Annotated in this window: 30 protein-coding genes; all 30 read right to left on the reverse strand. The window is 54.8% G+C overall.

The window, feature by feature from the left end; translation table 11 throughout:
- Nucleotides 1–107: 107 nt before the first annotated feature.
- Nucleotides 108–494, reverse strand: a complete 387-nt coding sequence (rplQ, locus tag EPZ47_RS26650) for a 50S ribosomal protein L17 (RefSeq protein WP_003176402.1) — start codon at nt 492–494, stop codon at nt 108–110.
- Between the two features lie 42 nt (nt 495–536).
- Nucleotides 537–1,538 (reverse strand): DNA-directed RNA polymerase subunit alpha, encoded by a 1,002-nt coding sequence (locus EPZ47_RS26655; protein WP_003186012.1) that lies wholly within the window; start codon nt 1,536–1,538, stop codon nt 537–539.
- Nucleotides 1,539–1,560: 22 nt separating this feature from the next.
- Complete coding sequence (gene rpsD / locus EPZ47_RS26660) at nt 1,561–2,181, reverse strand: 30S ribosomal protein S4 (RefSeq protein WP_003176404.1); 621 nt, start codon at nt 2,179–2,181, stop codon at nt 1,561–1,563.
- Nucleotides 2,182–2,199: 18 nt separating this feature from the next.
- Nucleotides 2,200–2,589, reverse strand: coding sequence for a 30S ribosomal protein S11 (rpsK, locus tag EPZ47_RS26665; RefSeq protein ID WP_002555466.1), 390 nt, complete (start codon nt 2,587–2,589; stop codon nt 2,200–2,202).
- A 30-nt stretch (nt 2,590–2,619) separates the two neighbouring features.
- The gene (gene rpsM / locus EPZ47_RS26670; protein WP_003186020.1) at nt 2,620–2,976 is read right to left on the reverse strand and encodes a 30S ribosomal protein S13; all 357 of its coding nucleotides are present in this window, start codon (nt 2,974–2,976) and stop codon (nt 2,620–2,622) included.
- A gap of 130 nt (nt 2,977–3,106) precedes the next feature.
- Nucleotides 3,107–3,223 carry a 50S ribosomal protein L36 gene (gene rpmJ / locus EPZ47_RS26675; RefSeq protein WP_002555468.1) on the reverse strand — a complete coding sequence of 39 codons (117 nt, stop codon included), beginning with the start codon at nt 3,221–3,223 and terminating at the stop codon, nt 3,107–3,109.
- A gap of 30 nt (nt 3,224–3,253) precedes the next feature.
- Complete coding sequence (gene secY / locus EPZ47_RS26680) at nt 3,254–4,582, reverse strand: preprotein translocase subunit SecY (protein ID WP_015097035.1); 1,329 nt, start codon at nt 4,580–4,582, stop codon at nt 3,254–3,256.
- Nucleotides 4,583–5,020 carry a 50S ribosomal protein L15 gene (gene rplO, locus EPZ47_RS26685; protein ID WP_003186032.1) on the reverse strand — a complete coding sequence of 146 codons (438 nt, stop codon included), beginning with the start codon at nt 5,018–5,020 and terminating at the stop codon, nt 4,583–4,585. It abuts the gene before it with no gap.
- Between the two features lie 3 nt (nt 5,021–5,023).
- On the reverse strand, nt 5,024–5,200 hold the full coding sequence (gene rpmD / locus EPZ47_RS26690) for a 50S ribosomal protein L30 (protein ID WP_003186033.1): 177 nt from the start codon (nt 5,198–5,200) through the stop codon (nt 5,024–5,026).
- Between the two features lie 2 nt (nt 5,201–5,202).
- Complete coding sequence (gene rpsE, locus EPZ47_RS26695; RefSeq protein ID WP_003186035.1) at nt 5,203–5,703, reverse strand: 30S ribosomal protein S5; 501 nt, start codon at nt 5,701–5,703, stop codon at nt 5,203–5,205.
- A gap of 3 nt (nt 5,704–5,706) precedes the next feature.
- On the reverse strand, nt 5,707–6,057 hold the full coding sequence (gene rplR, locus EPZ47_RS26700) for a 50S ribosomal protein L18 (protein WP_003186037.1): 351 nt from the start codon (nt 6,055–6,057) through the stop codon (nt 5,707–5,709).
- Nucleotides 6,058–6,067: 10 nt separating this feature from the next.
- Nucleotides 6,068–6,601: a 50S ribosomal protein L6 gene (rplF, locus tag EPZ47_RS26705; protein ID WP_003186039.1), complete on the reverse strand. Its 534-nt coding sequence runs from the start codon at nt 6,599–6,601 to the stop codon at nt 6,068–6,070.
- Between the two features lie 12 nt (nt 6,602–6,613).
- Nucleotides 6,614–7,006 carry a 30S ribosomal protein S8 gene (rpsH, locus tag EPZ47_RS26710; protein ID WP_003186040.1) on the reverse strand — a complete coding sequence of 131 codons (393 nt, stop codon included), beginning with the start codon at nt 7,004–7,006 and terminating at the stop codon, nt 6,614–6,616.
- A gap of 210 nt (nt 7,007–7,216) precedes the next feature.
- Nucleotides 7,217–7,522, reverse strand: a complete 306-nt coding sequence (gene rpsN / locus EPZ47_RS26715) for a 30S ribosomal protein S14 (protein WP_003186042.1) — start codon at nt 7,520–7,522, stop codon at nt 7,217–7,219.
- Between the two features lie 13 nt (nt 7,523–7,535).
- Entirely contained in the window at nt 7,536–8,075 is a 540-nt protein-coding gene (rplE, locus tag EPZ47_RS26720) for a 50S ribosomal protein L5 (RefSeq protein WP_003186044.1), read from the reverse strand.
- A gap of 20 nt (nt 8,076–8,095) precedes the next feature.
- Nucleotides 8,096–8,410, reverse strand: a complete 315-nt coding sequence (rplX, locus tag EPZ47_RS26725; RefSeq protein WP_003186046.1) for a 50S ribosomal protein L24 — start codon at nt 8,408–8,410, stop codon at nt 8,096–8,098.
- An 11-nt stretch (nt 8,411–8,421) separates the two neighbouring features.
- Entirely contained in the window at nt 8,422–8,790 is a 369-nt protein-coding gene (rplN, locus tag EPZ47_RS26730) for a 50S ribosomal protein L14 (RefSeq protein WP_002555479.1), read from the reverse strand.
- A gap of 23 nt (nt 8,791–8,813) precedes the next feature.
- Nucleotides 8,814–9,080 (reverse strand): 30S ribosomal protein S17, encoded by a 267-nt coding sequence (gene rpsQ / locus EPZ47_RS26735; protein ID WP_003176419.1) that lies wholly within the window; start codon nt 9,078–9,080, stop codon nt 8,814–8,816.
- A 2-nt stretch (nt 9,081–9,082) separates the two neighbouring features.
- Nucleotides 9,083–9,274 (reverse strand): 50S ribosomal protein L29, encoded by a 192-nt coding sequence (rpmC, locus tag EPZ47_RS26740; RefSeq protein WP_002555481.1) that lies wholly within the window; start codon nt 9,272–9,274, stop codon nt 9,083–9,085.
- Nucleotides 9,274–9,687, reverse strand: a complete 414-nt coding sequence (gene rplP, locus EPZ47_RS26745; RefSeq protein ID WP_003186052.1) for a 50S ribosomal protein L16 — start codon at nt 9,685–9,687, stop codon at nt 9,274–9,276. The genes rpmC and rplP overlap by 1 nt, the downstream gene beginning before the upstream one ends.
- A 12-nt stretch (nt 9,688–9,699) precedes the next feature.
- Nucleotides 9,700–10,386: a 30S ribosomal protein S3 gene (gene rpsC / locus EPZ47_RS26750; protein ID WP_003176422.1), complete on the reverse strand. Its 687-nt coding sequence runs from the start codon at nt 10,384–10,386 to the stop codon at nt 9,700–9,702.
- A 13-nt stretch (nt 10,387–10,399) separates the two neighbouring features.
- Nucleotides 10,400–10,732, reverse strand: coding sequence for a 50S ribosomal protein L22 (rplV, locus tag EPZ47_RS26755; RefSeq protein ID WP_003103908.1), 333 nt, complete (start codon nt 10,730–10,732; stop codon nt 10,400–10,402).
- Nucleotides 10,733–10,743: 11 nt separating this feature from the next.
- Nucleotides 10,744–11,019 (reverse strand): 30S ribosomal protein S19, encoded by a 276-nt coding sequence (rpsS, locus tag EPZ47_RS26760; RefSeq protein ID WP_002555486.1) that lies wholly within the window; start codon nt 11,017–11,019, stop codon nt 10,744–10,746.
- A gap of 16 nt (nt 11,020–11,035) precedes the next feature.
- Nucleotides 11,036–11,860, reverse strand: a complete 825-nt coding sequence (gene rplB, locus EPZ47_RS26765; protein ID WP_003186055.1) for a 50S ribosomal protein L2 — start codon at nt 11,858–11,860, stop codon at nt 11,036–11,038.
- Nucleotides 11,861–11,874: 14 nt separating this feature from the next.
- Nucleotides 11,875–12,174 carry a 50S ribosomal protein L23 gene (rplW, locus tag EPZ47_RS26770; RefSeq protein WP_002555488.1) on the reverse strand — a complete coding sequence of 100 codons (300 nt, stop codon included), beginning with the start codon at nt 12,172–12,174 and terminating at the stop codon, nt 11,875–11,877.
- Nucleotides 12,171–12,773 carry a 50S ribosomal protein L4 gene (gene rplD, locus EPZ47_RS26775; protein ID WP_003186057.1) on the reverse strand — a complete coding sequence of 201 codons (603 nt, stop codon included), beginning with the start codon at nt 12,771–12,773 and terminating at the stop codon, nt 12,171–12,173. Before rplD ends, rplW begins: the two co-directional genes overlap by 4 nt.
- Nucleotides 12,774–12,785: 12 nt before the next feature.
- Entirely contained in the window at nt 12,786–13,421 is a 636-nt protein-coding gene (rplC, locus tag EPZ47_RS26780; RefSeq protein WP_003186059.1) for a 50S ribosomal protein L3, read from the reverse strand.
- 80 nt (nt 13,422–13,501) lie between these two features.
- The gene (gene rpsJ, locus EPZ47_RS26785; RefSeq protein ID WP_003186070.1) at nt 13,502–13,813 is read right to left on the reverse strand and encodes a 30S ribosomal protein S10; all 312 of its coding nucleotides are present in this window, start codon (nt 13,811–13,813) and stop codon (nt 13,502–13,504) included.
- A gap of 157 nt (nt 13,814–13,970) precedes the next feature.
- A complete protein-coding gene (tuf, locus tag EPZ47_RS26790) occupies nt 13,971–15,164 on the reverse strand; it encodes an elongation factor Tu (protein ID WP_003186071.1) in 1,194 nt (397 codons plus the stop codon).
- Between the two features lie 31 nt (nt 15,165–15,195).
- Nucleotides 15,196–17,301 (reverse strand): elongation factor G, encoded by a 2,106-nt coding sequence (gene fusA / locus EPZ47_RS26795; protein WP_135847430.1) that lies wholly within the window; start codon nt 17,299–17,301, stop codon nt 15,196–15,198.
- Between the last annotated feature and the right edge of the window lie 24 nt (nt 17,302–17,325).

Below are 17,325 nucleotides of genomic sequence, written 5' to 3' on the forward strand. Positions count from 1 at the left end.
ACACCCATAGTGCCGCCCCTCTCCCGTGGAAGCTTGTACGAATAGACTTTTCTTACGCCCACAAAAAACCGGGCACTAGGCCCGGTTCTTCGTTACAGACTGTCGTCTTACTCGGCGCTTACAGCTTCGCCGGCAGTAGCACGATCAACCAACTCGACGTACGCCATAGGCGCGTTGTCGCCAGCGCGGAAACCGCACTTGAGGATGCGCAGGTAGCCACCCTCACGGGTAGCGTAACGCTTGCCCAGGTCGTTGAAGAGCTTACCAACGATAGCTTTCGAGCGAGTACGGTCGAAAGCCAGACGGCGGTTAGCCAGGCTATCTGTCTTGGCCAAAGTGATCAGCGGCTCAGCAACGCGGCGCAGTTCTTTGGCTTTCGGCAGTGTAGTTTTGATCAGCTCGTGCTCGAACAGCGACACCGCCATGTTTTGGAACATGGCCTTGCGGTGCGAGCTGGTGCGGCTCAGGTGACGACCACTTTTACGATGACGCATGGTTCATTCCTTACCAAACACAACGTTCGGTGATTACGACGATCAGGCAGTCGCCTTGTCGTCCTTCTTAAGACTTGCAGGCGGCCAGTTGTCGAGGCGCATGCCGAGGGACAGACCGCGGGAGGCCAGAACGTCCTTGATTTCAGTCAAGGATTTCTTGCCAAGGTTCGGAGTCTTCAACAGCTCTACTTCGGTACGCTGAATCAGGTCGCCGATGTAGTAGATGTTTTCCGCCTTAAGGCAGTTAGCCGAACGTACAGTCAGTTCCAGATCGTCAACCGGGCGAAGCAGGATCGGATCGATCTCGTCTTCCTGCTCGACAACCACTGGCTCACTGTCACCTTTGAGGTCGACGAACGCAGCCAACTGCTGTTGCAGGATGGTTGCAGCGCGGCGAATAGCCTCTTCAGGATCCAGGGTACCGTTGGTTTCCAGATCAATAACCAGCTTGTCCAGGTTGGTACGCTGTTCGACACGGGCGTTTTCCACCACGTATGCGATACGGCGAACCGGGCTGAACGAAGAGTCAAGCTGCAAGCGACCGATGCTGCGGCTTTCGTCTTCATCGCTCTGACGCGAGTCTGCCGGTTCATAACCACGACCACGAGCTACGGTGAGCTTCATGTTCAGGGCGCCGTTAGACGCCAGGTTAGCGATTACGTGATCGGGGTTAACGATCTCGACATCATGATCCAGCTGAATATCGGCAGCGGTAACCACCCCCGAACCCTTCTTCGACAAGGTCAGCGTAACTTCGTCACGACCGTGCAGCTTGATAGCCAGACCTTTAAGGTTCAACAGGATTTCAATTACGTCTTCCTGTACGCCTTCGATGGCGCTGTACTCATGGAGCACACCGTCAATCTCGGCCTCGACTACTGCACAGCCGGGCATTGAGGACAACAGGATGCGGCGCAGCGCGTTGCCCAGGGTGTGGCCGAAACCACGCTCGAGAGGCTCGAGTGTGATCTTGGCGCGGGTTGGACTGACAACCTGCACATCAATATGGCGGGGTGTCAGGAACTCATTTACCGAAATCTGCATGGATGCACCTATTTTCTAGCCCTTACTTGGAGTAGAGCTCGACAATCAGGCTTTCGTTGATGTCGGCGGACAGATCACTGCGAGCAGGAACGTTCTTGAAAACGCCCGACTTCTTCTCAGTGTCTACTTCTACCCATTCTACGCGGCCACGTTGGGCACACAGATCGAGAGCTTGGACAATGCGAAGTTGGTTCTTTGCTTTCTCGCGAACAGCAACCACGTCACCAGCACGAACCTGGTAGGACGGAACGTTTACGGTCTGACCGTTAACGCTGATCGACTTGTGCGATACCAGCTGACGGGATTCGGCACGAGTAGAACCGAAACCCATACGGTATACAACGTTGTCCAGACGGCATTCGAGCAGTTGCAACAGGTTTTCGCCGGTTGCACCTTTCTTGCCAGCAGCTTCTTTGTAGTAGCCGCTGAATTGACGCTCGAGAACGCCGTAGATACGACGGACCTTCTGCTTTTCACGCAGTTGGGTGCCGTAATCGGACTGGCGACCGCGGCGTTGGCCGTGGATACCAGGTGCTGCTTCAATGTTGCACTTCGATTCGATCGCGCGCACGCCGCTCTTCAGAAAGAGATCGGTGCCTTCGCGACGAGCGAGTTTGCATTTTGGACCAATGTAACGAGCCATTCTTTACAATCTCCTGGATTACACGCGGCGCTTCTTCGGCGGACGGCACCCGTTGTGCGGGATTGGCGTCACGTCGGTGATGCTGGCGATCTTGTAGCCACAGCCGTTCAAAGCGCGGACTGCGGATTCACGACCTGGACCTGGACCTTTGACATTGACGTCGAGGTTTTTCAGGCCGTATTCCAGCGCAGCTTGACCAGCACGCTCAGCAGCTACTTGAGCAGCGAACGGGGTGGACTTGCGGGAACCGCGGAAACCCGAACCACCGGAGGTAGCCCAGGAAAGAGCGTTACCTTGACGGTCGGTAATGGTCACGATGGTGTTGTTAAAAGAAGCATGGATGTGGGCGATGCCATCAACCACTGTCTTTTTAACTTTTTTACGAGGACGAGCAGCAGGTTTTGCCATGATTAAATTCCTGTCGATTCGCTGGGGCGATTACTTGCGGATCGGCTTACGCGGACCTTTACGGGTACGCGCGTTGGTCTTGGTACGCTGACCGCGTACTGGCAGACCACGACGATGACGCAGACCGCGATAGCAACCGAGGTCCATCAAGCGCTTGATTTTCATGTTGATTTCGCGACGCAGGTCACCTTCAGTGGTGAACTTCGCCACTTCGCCACGCAGCTGTTCAATCTGCTCGTCGCTCAGATCTTTGATCTTTGCCGCTGGGTTGACCCCAGTCACTGCACAAATTTTCTGTGCAGTAGTGCGACCAACACCATAGATGTAGGTCAGCGAGATAACAGTATGCTTGTTATCTGGAATGTTAACGCCTGCAATACGGGCCATTCAGTGGGACTCCAATTGACAGCTACCTACGCCCCGGAAGCCAAGAAATAGGGCGCGAGATAATATCGCTGTAATAACAAATAATCAACCCGGCAGCGCACTAGCTGCCGGGCTTAAAGCACAATCACACTCAGCCTTGGCGCTGTTTGTGACGCGGTTCCGCGCTGCAAATTACCCGAACAACACCTTCGCGGCGAATAATCTTGCAGTTACGGCACAGCTTTTTCACCGATGCACGAACTTTCATCACCAACTCCTCGAACCTTATGGACGCTACTCAGCGCAACATGCCGCTGCCGTAGCCCTTCAGGTTGGCTTTCTTCATCAGGGATTCGTACTGGTGCGAAACGAGGTGCGATTGTACTTGGGACATGAAGTCCATCACAACCACGACCACGATCAGCAACGAGGTCCCGCCAAGGTAGAACGGTACGTTTGCCGCAACCACCAGAAACTGGGGCAACAGACAGACGGCCGTCATGTAAAGAGCACCGAACATGGTCAAGCGAGTCAGAACGCCATCAATGTAGCGCGCAGACTGCTCACCTGGACGGATGCCCGGAATAAAGGCACCGGACTTCTTCAGGTTTTCCGCTACGTCTTTCGGATTGAACATCAACGCCGTATAGAAGAAGCAGAAGAAAATAATCCCTGCACTAAACAGCAGAATATTCAACGGCTGACCAGGAGCGATCGACTGCGAGATGTCCTGCAACCAGCCCATACCTTCAGACTGGCCGAACCAGGCACCCAACGAAGCCGGGAACAGCAGGATGCTGCTCGCGAAAATAGCCGGAATTACGCCGGCCATGTTCACCTTCAACGGCAAGTGGCTGGTCTGCGCAGCAAACACCTTGCGGCCCTGCTGACGCTTGGCGTAGTGAACAGCAATACGACGCTGACCACGCTCAATGAACACCACGAAACCGATAATCGCTACTGCCAGCAAACCGATGGCAACCAGGGCGAAAATGTTGATATCACCCTGACGCGCAGACTCGAAAGACTGCCCGATCGCTCTCGGAAGACCGGCGACGATACCTGCGAAGATCAACATCGAGATACCGTTGCCAACACCACGCTCAGTGATCTGCTCACCCAGCCACATCATAAACATCGCACCCGCCACAAACGTGGTTACCGCGACGAAATGGAAGCTGAAGTCAGCAGTGAACGATACGCCCTGCCCCGCCAGGCCAATGGACATGCCAATGGCCTGAACGAGAGCGAGGACGACAGTGCCGTAGCGGGTGTACTGGCTGATCTTGCGACGGCCAGCTTCACCTTCCTTCTTCAACTGCTCCAGCTGCGGGCTGACGGCGGTCATCAGTTGCATGATGATCGATGCCGAAATGTACGGCATGATCCCCAGTGCAAAGATGCTCATCCGTTCCAGCGCGCCGCCGGAAAACATGTTGAACAAGCTAAGAATGGTCCCCTCATTCTGTCGAAACAGGTCCGCGAGTCGGTCCGGGTTGATACCTGGAACCGGGATGTGTGCGCCTATTCGGTAGACGATAATCGCCAGGAACAGAAAACGCAGACGAGCCCAGAGTTCAGACATACCGCCTTTGCCGAGCGCAGAGAGAGCACCTTGCTTAGCCATTTATTCCTCGAACTTGCCGCCAGCTGCTTCGATAGCCGCACGCGCACCTTTGGTGGCGCCGATTCCCTTTCCGATGGTGACAGCACGAGCAACTTCGCCCGACAGCATGATTTTCACACGCTGTACGTTCTGGTTGATCACGTTGGCATCCTTCAGGGACTGCACGGTGACGATGTCGCCATCCACTTTAGCCAGCTCGGACAGACGCACTTCTGCGCGATCCATGGCCTTCAGGGAAACGAAACCGAACTTCGGCAGGCGACGATGCAGCGGCTGTTGACCGCCTTCAAAGCCTGGAGCAATGGTGCCACCGGAGCGGGAGGTCTGACCTTTGTGGCCACGGCCACCGGTCTTGCCCAAACCACTACCGATACCACGGCCCGGACGATGCTTTTCGCGACGGGAACCCGGCGCTGGACTCAGATCATTGAGTTTCATCGATTAACCCTCGACACGCAGCATGTAGTAAGCCTTGTTGATCATCCCGCGATTCTCGGGAGTATCCAGGACTTCTACAGTGTGACCGATGCGACGCAGACCCAGACCCTTAACGCACAATTTGTGGTTAGGGATGCGGCCGGTCATGCTTTTGATCAGCGTAACTTTTACGGTAGCCATGATCAGAAGATCTCCTTGACGCTTTTGCCGCGCTTGGCGGCAATGGATTCAGGAGACTGCATTGCTTTCAAACCCTTGAAAGTGGCGTGAACCACGTTTACCGGGTTAGTCGAGCCGTAGCACTTGGCCAGAACGTTCTGAACGCCAGCAACTTCGAGGACAGCACGCATAGCGCCGCCAGCGATGATACCGGTACCTTCAGAAGCAGGCTGCATGTACACCTTCGAAGCGCCATGGGCAGACTTCATTGCGTACTGCAGAGTGGTGCCGTTCAGATCAACCTGGATCATGTTGCGGCGAGCAGCTTCCATTGCCTTCTGGATCGCAGCAGGCACTTCACGCGACTTGCCACGGCCGAAGCCAACACGGCCCTTACCATCACCTACCACGGTCAACGCGGTGAAAGTGAAGATACGGCCGCCTTTAACGGTTTTGGCTACGCGGTTAACTTGAACCAGCTTCTCGATGTAGCCTTCGTCGCGCTTTTGGTCGTTATTTGACATAACTTAGAACTCCAGCCCAGCTTCACGAGCAGCATCAGCCAGCGCCTTGACGCGACCGTGGTACTTGAAGCCAGAGCGGTCGAAAGCCACCTGCGAGACGCCAGCGGCTTTTGCACGCGTAGCGACCAGCTGGCCAACCTTAGTGGCCGCGTCGATGTTGCCAGTGGCGCCATCACGCAGTTCTTTATCCAAAGTCGAGGCACTTGCCAGGACTTTGTTGCCGTCGGCCGAAATGACCTGGGCGTAGATGTGCTGCGACGAGCGGAACACGCAGAGACGCACGACTTCGAGTTCGTGCATTTTCAGGCGTGCTTTGCGAGCGCGACGCAGTCGAGTAACTTTTTTGTCGGTCATTTGCTATGCCCTACTTCTTCTTGGCTTCTTTACGACGGACGACTTCGTCCGCGTAGCGCACACCTTTGCCTTTGTACGGCTCTGGTGGACGGAAGTCGCGGATCTCGGCGGCCACTTGACCTACCAGCTGCTTGTCGATGCCCTTGATCAGGATATCGGTCTGGCTAGGAGTCTCAGCGGTGATGCCTTCCGGCAGTTCATAATCCACTGGGTGCGAGAAGCCAAGAGCCAGGTTCAGCACTGTGCCTTTTGCTTGCGCTTTGTAACCAACACCGACCAGCTGGAGCTTGCGCTCGAAGCCTTGGCTTACGCCTTGGACCATGTTGTTTACCAACGCACGAGTGGTACCAGCCATTGCGCGAGTCTGTTGATCGCCATTGCGAGCAGCGAAACGCAGCTCACCAGCTTCTTCAACGATCTCAACGGACGAATGGATGTTCAGTTGCAGAGTGCCCTTGGCACCCTTCACCGAAAGCTGTTGGCCTGCGAATTTGACTTCGACACCGGCTGGCAGCTTAACGGGGTTCTTAGCGACGCGTGACATGCTTATCCCCCCTTAGAACACAGTGCAAAGAACTTCGCCGCCGACACCGGCAGCGCGCGCAGCACGATCCGTCATCACACCTTTGTTGGTGGAGACGATAGACACACCGAGACCGCCACGAACTTTTGGCAGATCATCGACGGACTTGTACTGACGCAGGCCTGGACGGCTAACGCGCTTCACTTCCTCGATGACCGGACGGCCTTCGAAGTACTTCAGCTCGATGGACAGCAGTGGCTTGATTTCGCTGCTGATCTGATAACCCGCAATGTAACCTTCGTCCTTCAGGACTTTGGCAACAGCTACCTTCAAAGTAGAAGATGGCATGCTTACGACGGACTTTTCAGCCATCTGGGCATTACGGATACGAGTTAGCATGTCCGCTAACGGGTCCTGCATACTCATGGGCTAGACGCTCCTAATACACAAAAAATTAGCCTTTCGGCTACTACGTGTCGCCGAGTACATCCGCGCAATAAAAGCACGGGCTCAGGCGAGCCGGGTATTCTAGACACACCCCACAAATGAATCAAGCCCCAAAAGGGGCTTGATTCAAGTTCAAGGTCACCGGTGGTCAGGATCTTGCGACCCCGGACACCGAGACTTTGACAGTGCTTACCAGCTGGCTTTAACCAGACCTGGAACGTCACCACGCATTGCAGCTTGACGCAGCATGTTACGGCCGAGGCCGAACTTGCGGTACACGCCGTGCGGACGACCAGTCAGGCGGCAGCGGTTACGCATGCGCGAAGCGCTTGCGTCACGTGGCTGCTTCTGCAGTGCTACGGTAGCTTCCCAACGCGCTTCTGGACTTGCGTTCAGATCAACGATGATAGCTTTCAGCGCTGCACGCTTGGTGGCGTACTTGGCAACGGTGAGCTGACGCTTCAGCTCACGGTTTTTCATGCTCTTCTTGGCCATTTTCCTACTCCAATCAGTTGCGGAACGGGAATTTGAAAGCGCGCAGCAGTGCGCGACCTTCGTCATCCGTCCGAGCAGTGGTGGTCAGGGTAATGTCCAGACCGCGGAGAGCATCGATCTTGTCGTAATCGATTTCCGGGAAAATGATCTGCTCTTTAACGCCCATGCTGTAGTTACCACGACCATCGAAGGACTTGGCATTCAGGCCGCGGAAGTCGCGAACCCGAGGCAGGGAGATCGACAGCAGACGATCCAGGAACTCGTACATACGCTCACGGCGCAGGGTCACTTTGACGCCGATCGGCCAACCTTCACGGACTTTAAAGCCAGCGATGGATTTCCGAGCGTAAGTCACAACGACTTTCTGACCGGTGATCTTTTCCAGGTCGGCAACAGCGTGCTCGATGACTTTTTTGTCGCCGATCGCTTCGCCCAGACCCATGTTCAGGGTGATTTTGGTAACGCGCGGAACTTCCATCACGTTCGAAAGCTTAAGTTCTTCCTTAAGTTTCGGTGCGATTTCCTTCCGGTAAATCTCTTTTAGTCGTGCCATGGTCTTCTACCTAGCAGTGTTCAAGCATCAACCGCTTTTTGGGTCGACTTGAAGACACGAATTTTCTTACCGTCTTCTACTTTGAAACCAACGCGGTCAGCCTTGTTGGTTTCGCCGTTGAAAATGGCGACGTTGGAAGCGTGCAGTGGCGCTTCTTTCTCGACGATACCGCCCTGTACGCCCGACATCGGGTTAGGCTTGGTATGACGCTTGACCAGGTTCAGACCACCAACAACCAGACGGTTGTCAGCAAGAACCTTCAGCACCTTACCGCGCTTACCTTTGTCTTTGCCGGCGATCACGATGATCTCGTCGTCACGACGAATCTTTTGCATGTCGGATCTCCTTACAGCACTTCTGGGGCGAGCGAGACGATCTTCATGAACTTCTCAGTACGAAGTTCACGGGTCACTGGCCCAAAGATACGGGTGCCGATCGGCTCTTGCTTGTTGTTCAGAAGAACAGCAGCGTTGCCATCAAAGCGGATAATGGAGCCATCTGCACGGCGAACACCGTGACGAGTGCGGACTACAACAGCAGTCATCACTTGGCCTTTTTTCACCTTACCGCGAGGAATTGCTTCCTTGACGGTAACTTTGATGATGTCACCAATACCAGCGTAACGACGATGGGAGCCACCCAGCACCTTGATGCACATAACGCGGCGAGCGCCGCTGTTATCGGCCACATCGAGCATGGATTGAGTCTGAATCATATAATTTCTCCGACCCCTAGTCCTTAGACTTCCACAGCGCGTTCGAGAACATCAACCAGCGCCCAAGACTTGGTCTTGGCCAAAGGACGAGTTTCACGAATAGTGACTTTGTCGCCGATGTGGCACTGATTGGTTTCGTCGTGCGCGTGCAGCTTAGTCGAACGCTTAACGTATTTACCGTAGATCGGGTGCTTAACGCGACGCTCGATCAGAACGGTGATGGTTTTGTCCATCTTGTCGCTGACAACACGGCCAGTCAGCGTACGGACAGTTTTTTCGGCTTCAGCCATGATTACTTACCTGCCTGCTGGTTGAGCACAGTTTTCACGCGAGCGATGTCACGCTTAACTTGCGAGAGCAGATGAGACTGCCCCAACTGGCCAGTTGCTTTCTGCATACGCAGATTGAACTGGTCGCGCAGCAGGCCGAGCAGTTGCTCGTTCAGCTGCTGTGCTGATTTTTCACGAAGTTCATTCGCTTTCATCACATCACCGTCCGTTTAACAAAGGAGGTGGCGAGCGGCAGCTTTGCAGCAGCCAGGGCGAAAGCCTCACGCGCCAGCTCTTCAGAAACACCCTCGATTTCATACAGGACTTTGCCTGGCTGAATCTGGGCAACCCAGTACTCCACGTTACCCTTACCTTTACCCATCCGAACTTCGAGTGGCTTCTTGGTGACAGGCTTGTCCGGGAATACACGGATCCAGATCTTGCCGCCACGTTTTACGTGACGGGTCAGAGCACGACGCGCTGACTCGATCTGACGAGCGGTGAGACGACCACGAGCAACAGACTTCAGCGCGAACTCGCCGAAGCTGACTTTGCTACCGCGCAATGCCAGGCCACGGTTGTGACCGGTCATCTGCTTGCGGAACTTCGTACGCTTTGGTTGCAACATTTGGCGTACCCCTTACTTAGCAGCTTTTTTACGAGGCGCTGGTGCTTGTGGCTTCAGCTCTTCTTGGCGACCACCAATTACTTCGCCTTTGAAGATCCAAACCTTTACACCGATCACACCATAAGTGGTGTGAGCTTCGTAGTTGGCATAGTCGATGTCGGCACGCAGGGTGTGCAGTGGCACACGACCTTCGCGATACCATTCAGTACGTGCGATTTCAGCACCGCCGAGACGACCGCTCACTTGGATTTTGATGCCTTTGGCACCAATGCGCATTGCGTTCTGTACAGCGCGCTTCATAGCGCGACGGAACATTACGCGACGCTCCAGCTGCTGAGCTACGCTCTGCGCAACCAACATACCGTCGAGCTCCGGCTTGCGGATCTCTTCGATATTGATGTGCACAGGCACACCCATTTGCTTGGTCAGGTCCTGACGCAGTTTCTCAACATCTTCACCTTTCTTCCCGATAACGATACCTGGACGAGCAGTGTGGATGGTGATACGTGCAGTCTGCGCCGGACGATGGATATCGATACGGCTTACGGACGCGCTTTTTAGTTTGTCTTGGAGATACTCACGCACCTTCAGATCAGCGAACAAGTAGTCCGCATAAGTCCGACCGTCTGCGTACCAGACGGAGGTGTGCTCCTTGACGATTCCCAGGCGAATGCCAATGGGATGTACTTTCTGACCCATCTCTTCGACTCCGTTACTTGTCAGCAACCTTGACAGTGATATGGCAAGACCGCTTGACGATGCGATCAGCACGGCCTTTGGCACGTGGCATGATGCGCTTCAGCGAACGCCCTTCGTTGACGAAAACGGTGCTGACCTTCAGGTCATCAACGTCTGCGCCTTCGTTATGCTCGGCGTTGGCTACGGCCGACTCCAGCACTTTCTTCATGATCTCGGCGGCTTTCTTACTGCTGAAAGCCAACAGGTTGAGCGCTTCGCCCACCTTCTTCCCGCGGATCTGGTCGGCGACCAAGCGGGCTTTCTGGGCGGAGATTCGAGCGCCCGACAACTTAGCGGCTACTTCCATTTCCTAACCCCTTAACGCTTGGCTTTCTTGTCAGCCACGTGCCCACGGTATGTGCGGGTACCGGCAAACTCGCCCAGTTTGTGGCCGACCATGTCTTCGTTCACGAGAACTGGGACGTGTTGACGACCGTTGTGTACTGCGATGGTCAGACCGACCATTTGTGGCAGGATCATCGAACGACGCGACCAGGTCTTAACTGGTTTGCGATCGTTCTTTTCCGCCGCCACTTCGATCTTCTTCAGTAGGTGAAGATCAATAAAAGGACCTTTTTTCAGAGAACGTGGCACTGTCGTATCCCTCTATTTACTTGCGACGACGGACGATCATTTTGTCGGTACGCTTATTACCACGAGTCTTCGCGCCCTTAGTCGGGAAGCCCCATGGCGATACCGGATGACGACCACCAGAGGTACGACCTTCACCACCACCATGTGGGTGGTCAACCGGGTTCATGGCAACACCACGAACGGTTGGGCGAACGCCACGCCAGCGCTTGGCACCAGCTTTACCCAACGAACGCAGGCTGTGCTCGGAGTTCGAGACTTCGCCCAGGGTCGCACGGCATTCAGCCAGTACTTTACGCATCTCACCAGAACGCAGACGCAGGGTCACGTAGACACCTTCACGAGCGATCAGCTGAGCCGAAGCACCAGCGGAACGAGCGATTTGCGCGCCTTTACCTGGCTTCAATTCGATGCCGTGTACGGTGCTACCAACTGGAATGTTACGCAGTTGCAGAGCGTTGCCCGGCTTGATCGGTGCCAGGGCACCTGCGATCAGCTGGTCGCCAGCGCTCACGCCTTTAGGGGCGATGATGTAGCGACGCTCGCCATCTGCGTACAGCAGCAGAGCGATGTGAGCAGTACGGTTTGGATCGTATTCGATACGCTCGACGGTGGCAGCGATGCCATCCTTGTCGTTGCGACGGAAGTCGACCAGACGATAATGCTGCTTATGACCACCACCGATGTGACGAGTGGTAATACGGCCATTGTTGTTACGACCACCAGACTTCGATTTTTTCTCGAGCAGCGGTGCGTGAGGAGCGCCTTTATGCAGCTCCTGGTTGACCACCTTGACCACAAAACGGCGGCCAGGGGAAGTCGGTTTGCATTTAACGATTGCCATGATGCACCCCTTCCTTACTCAGCACTGCTGCTGAAATCGAGATCTTGGCCTGGCTGAAGGGAGATAACTGCCTTCTTCCAGTCATTACGCTTGCCCAGACCGCGAGCAGTGCGCTTGCTTTTACCCAGAACATTCAGGGTAGTCACGCGCTCTACTTTCACGCTGAACAGGCTTTCGACGGCCTTCTTGATTTCCAGCTTGGTTGCGTCGGTCGCAACCTTGAAAACGAACTGGCCTTTCTTGTCTGCCAGAACCGTAGCCTTCTCGGAAACGTGCGGGCCAAGCAGAACTTTAAATACGCGTTCCTGGTTCATCCCAGCAGCTCCTCGAATTTCTTCACGGCCGACACGGTGATCAACACCTTGTCGTATGCGATCAGACTGACCGGATCGGAACCTTGCACGTCACGAACATCAACGTGTGGCAGGTTACGAGCAGCCAGGTACAGGTTCTGATCAACAGCGTCAGACACGATCAGGACGTCAGTCAGGCCCATGCCGTTCAGCTTATTCAGCAGATCTTTGGTTTTCGGTGCTTCAACAGCGAAGTCCTGAACCACGACCAGACGATCAGTACGCACCAGCTCAGCAAGGATGGAACGCATTGCTGCGCGGTACATCTTCTTGTTCAGCTTCTGGGAGTGATCCTGAGGACGAGCTGCGAAAGTGGTACCGCCGCCACGCCAGATTGGGCTACGGATAGTACCGGCACGAGCACGGCCAGTACCTTTCTGACGCCATGGGCGCTTACCGCCACCAGAAACGTCGGAACGGGTCTTTTGCTGCTTGCTACCTTGACGGCCGCCGGCCATGTAGGCCACGACTGCTTGGTGAACCAGCGTCTCGTTGAATTCGCCGCCAAATGTCAGTTCGGAAACTTCGATCGCTTGAGCGTCATTTACATTTAATTGCATGTCAGCTTCCCCTTAACCGCGAGCCTTGGCTGCTGGACGTACAACCAAGTTGCCGCCAGTAGCGCCAGGAACAGCGCCCTTGACCAACAACAGATTGCGTTCAGCGTCCACGCGCACTACTTCGAGGGACTGCACGGTCACGCGCTCAGCGCCCATATGACCGGACATTTTTTTGCCCTTGAATACACGACCAGGAGTCTGGCACTGGCCGATAGAGCCTGGAACGCGGTGGGATACGGAGTTACCGTGGGTGTTATCTTGCCCGCGGAAGTTCCAACGCTTGATCGTACCCTGGAAGCCTTTACCCTTGGACTGACCGGTTACATCAACCAGTTGACCAGCAGCGAAGATTTCAGCGTTGATCAGATCGCCGGCCTGGTACTCGCCTTCTTCAAGACGGAATTCCATTACGGTACGACCAGCGGCAACGTTCGCCTTAGCGAAGTGGCCAGCCTGAGCAGCTGTTACACGCGAAGCACGACGCTCGCCGACAGTGACTTGCACTGCACGATAGCCATCGGTCTCTTCAGTTTTGAACTGGGTGACGCGATTCGGCTCGATCTCAATGACCGTGACCGGAATGGAGACACCTTCTTCGGTGAAAATACGGGTCATACCGCATTTACGACCGACTACACCAATAGTCATGTTGTAAACCTCATGAGTGTACGGGGCTTTCACCCGCTATGGCCGCCCATTTCAGAGCGTTACACGACTAAGACCGAGTCTTAGCCGAGGCTGATCTGCACTTCCACACCGGCCGCAAGATCAAGCTTCATAAGAGCATCAACGGTTTTATCCGTTGGCTGGACGATGTCCAGAACGCGCTTATGAGTACGGATCTCGTACTGGTCACGCGCGTCTTTGTTGACGTGCGGGGAGACCAGAACGGTGAACCGCTCTTTACGGGTAGGCAGTGGAATTGGACCACGCACTTGAGCACCAGTACGTTTCGCGGTTTCCACGATTTCCTGGGTGGATTGGTCGATCAGGCGATGGTCAAAAGCCTTCAACCTGATACGGATTTGCTGATTTTGCATTGGATTTCAGACTCCGGCTGCTATTCCCACCGAGCGCAATACGCCCGTTAAAAGGAGGCGCAATTCTATAGACGCCCCATATAGGTGTCAACCCAATAAAAAAGCCCCCGCTAAGCGGGGGCTTTTTCAACTCATCAAAGCTGACTCAAAAAAGAGCTTACTCGATGATTTTGGCTACGACGCCAGCGCCGACGGTACGACCGCCTTCACGGATAGCGAAACGCAGACCGTCTTCCATTGCGATGGTCTTGATCAGGGTGACAACCATTTTGATGTTGTCGCCTGGCATTACCATTTCAACGCCTTCCGGCAGTTCGCAGTTACCGGTCACGTCAGTGGTCCGGAAGTAGAACTGTGGACGGTAGCCTTTGAAGAACGGAGTGTGACGACCGCCTTCTTCTTTGCTCAGAACGTACACTTCAGCTTCGAACTTGGTGTGCGGCTTAACCGAACCTGGCTTGACCAGAACCTGGCCACGCTCAACGTCGTCACGCTTGGTACCACGCAGCAGAACGCCGCAGTTCTCGCCAGCACGACCTTCGTCGAGCAGCTTACGGAACATTTCAACACCGGTGCAGGTGGTGACGGTGGTGTCACGCAGACCAACGATTTCCAGTGGATCCTGAACCTTGACGATACCGCGCTCGATACGGCCAGTTACAACAGTACCGCGACCCGAGATCGAGAATACGTCTTCGATTGGCATCAGGAACGGCTTGTCGATAACACGAACTGGCTCTGGGATGTAGCTGTCCAGAGTTTCTACCAGGCGCTTAACAGCGGTGGTACCCATTTCGTTGTCATCTTGGCCGTTCAGAGCCATCAGAGCCGAACCGATGATGATTGGAGTGTCATCACCTGGGAAGTCGTAAGTGCTCAGCAGGTCGCGCACTTCCATCTCAACCAGTTCCAGCAGCTCAGCGTCGTCAACCATGTCAGCCTTGTTCAGGAAGACAACGATGTACGGAACGCCTACTTGACGGGACAGCAGGATGTGCTCACGAGTTTGCGGCATCGGACCATCAGCGGCCGAGCAAACCAGGATCGCGCCGTCCATCTGGGCAGCACCGGTGATCATGTTCTTCACGTAGTCAGCGTGACCTGGGCAGTCAACGTGAGCGTAGTGACGAATCGAAGAGTTGTACTCAACGTGCGCGGTGTTGATGGTGATACCACGAGCCTTTTCTTCCGGAGCGCTGTCGATTTTATCGAAAGCAACAACGGCCGAACCGAAAACTTCGGAGCAGACGCGAGTCAGAGCAGCAGTCAGAGTGGTTTTACCGTGGTCAACGTGACCAATGGTGCCAACGTTGACGTGCGGTAGGGAACGATCAAATTTTTCTTTAGCCACGACAATTAACTCCTAGCCTAAAGGGGCTGAATCAGCCTTGTTTTTTGGTAACAGTTTCGACGATATGCGACGGAGCTGTATTGTATTTTTTGAATTCCATAGAGTAGCTTGCGCGACCCTGAGACATGGAACGAACGTCGGTTGCGTAACCGAACATTTCACCCAACGGAACCTCAGCACGAATAACCTTGCCGGAAACCGTATCTTCCATACCCAGAATCATGCCACGACGACGGTTAAGGTCGCCCATGACATCACCCATGTAGTCTTCAGGCGTTACGACTTCTACCGCCATGATCGGCTCAAGCAACTCACCACCGCCCTTCTGGGCCAGTTGCTTGGTTGCCATGGAAGCAGCCACCTTGAACGCCATCTCGTTGGAGTCGACGTCGTGGTAAGAACCATCGAACACAGTTGCCTTCAGGCCGATCAGCGGATAGCCGGCAACAACGCCGTTCTTCATCTGCTCTTCGATACCCTTCTGGATCGCCGGGATGTATTCCTTAGGAACCACACCACCTACGACTTCGTTCACGAATTGCAGACCTTCCTGACCTTCGTCAGCCGGTGCAAAACGAATCCAGCAGTGACCGAATTGACCACGGCCGCCGGACTGGCGAACAAACTTACCTTCGATTTCACAGTTCTTCGTGATGCGCTCACGATAGGAAACCTGAGGCTTACCGATGTTGGCTTCGACGTTGAACTCACGGCGCATCCGGTCAACCAGGATGTCCAGGTGCAACTCGCCCATGCCAGAGATGATCGTTTGACCGGTCTCTTCATCAGTCTTGACGCGGAAAGACGGGTCTTCCTGAGCAAGCTTGCCCAGAGCGATACCCATTTTTTCCTGGTCATCCTTGGTTTTTGGCTCAACGGCAACCGAAATAACCGGCTCCGGGAAGTCCATACGAACCAGGATGATTGGCTTGTCAGCGTTGCACAAGGTTTCACCGGTGGTGACGTCCTTCATGCCAATCAAGGCCGCGATGTCGCCAGCGCGCACTTCCTTGATCTCTTCACGGGCGTTTGCGTGCATTTGCACCATACGACCCACACGCTCTTTCTTGCCTTTTACAGAGTTGATCACGCCGTCGCCGGAGTTCAACACGCCCGAGTAAACCCGAACAAAGGTCAAGGTACCCACGAATGGGTCGGTAGCGATCTTGAACGCCAGAGCCGCGAAAGGCTCGTCGTCGCTTGCATGACGCTCCATTTCCTCTTCCTCGTTATCAGGGTTGGAGCCCTTGATAGCAGGAATGTCGGTTGGAGCAGGCAGGAAGTCGATCACAGCATCGAGAACCAGGGGAACACCCTTGTTCTTGAAGGAAGAACCGCAAACAGCCAGGACGATCTCACCAGCGATGGTACGCTGGCGCAGAGCAGCCTTGATTTCCTCGTTGGTGAGCTCTTCACCCTCAAGGTACTTGTTCATCAGCTCTTCGTTGGCTTCGGCCGCAGCCTCAACCATGTTGCCGCGCCACTTCTCGGCTTCTTCCAGCAACTCTGCCGGGATGTCCTTGCGAACAGGAACCATACCCTTGTCAGCATCGTTCCAGTAGACAGCTTGCATGTTGATCAGATCGATCTGACCCTGGAAGTTGTCTTCGGAACCGATAGCCAGCTGGATCGGCACCGGAGTGTGACCCAGACGCTGCTTGATCTGACCGATCACGCGCAGGAAGTTGGCACCAGCACGGTCCATCTTGTTTACGTAAACAAGACGTGGAACACCGTATTTGTTGGCCTGACGCCATACGGTTTCCGACTGAGGCTCAACACCCGAAGTACCGCAGAACACGACGACAGCGCCGTCGAGTACACGCAGGGAACGTTCAACTTCGATGGTGAAGTCTACGTGGCCCGGGGTATCGATAACGTTGAAGCGATGCTCGTGCGGGTACTGCTTCTCGGAACCCTTCCAGAAGGCGGTAATGGCAGCAGAAGTAATGGTAATACCACGCTCCTGCTCCTGCACCATCCAGTCGGTGGTCGCGGCGCCATCATGCACCTCGCCCATCTTGTGACTTTTGCCGGTGTAAAAAAGGACGCGCTCGGTGGTGGTGGTTTTACCAGCATCCACGTGAGCAACGATACCGATGTTACGGTAGCGGTTAATCGGTGTAGTACGAGCCATAAAGCCCTCGCAAATTGAGTGACG

This window comes from Pseudomonas viciae, from assembly GCF_004786035.1.
Lineage (GTDB): Bacteria > Pseudomonadota > Gammaproteobacteria > Pseudomonadales > Pseudomonadaceae > Aquipseudomonas > Aquipseudomonas viciae.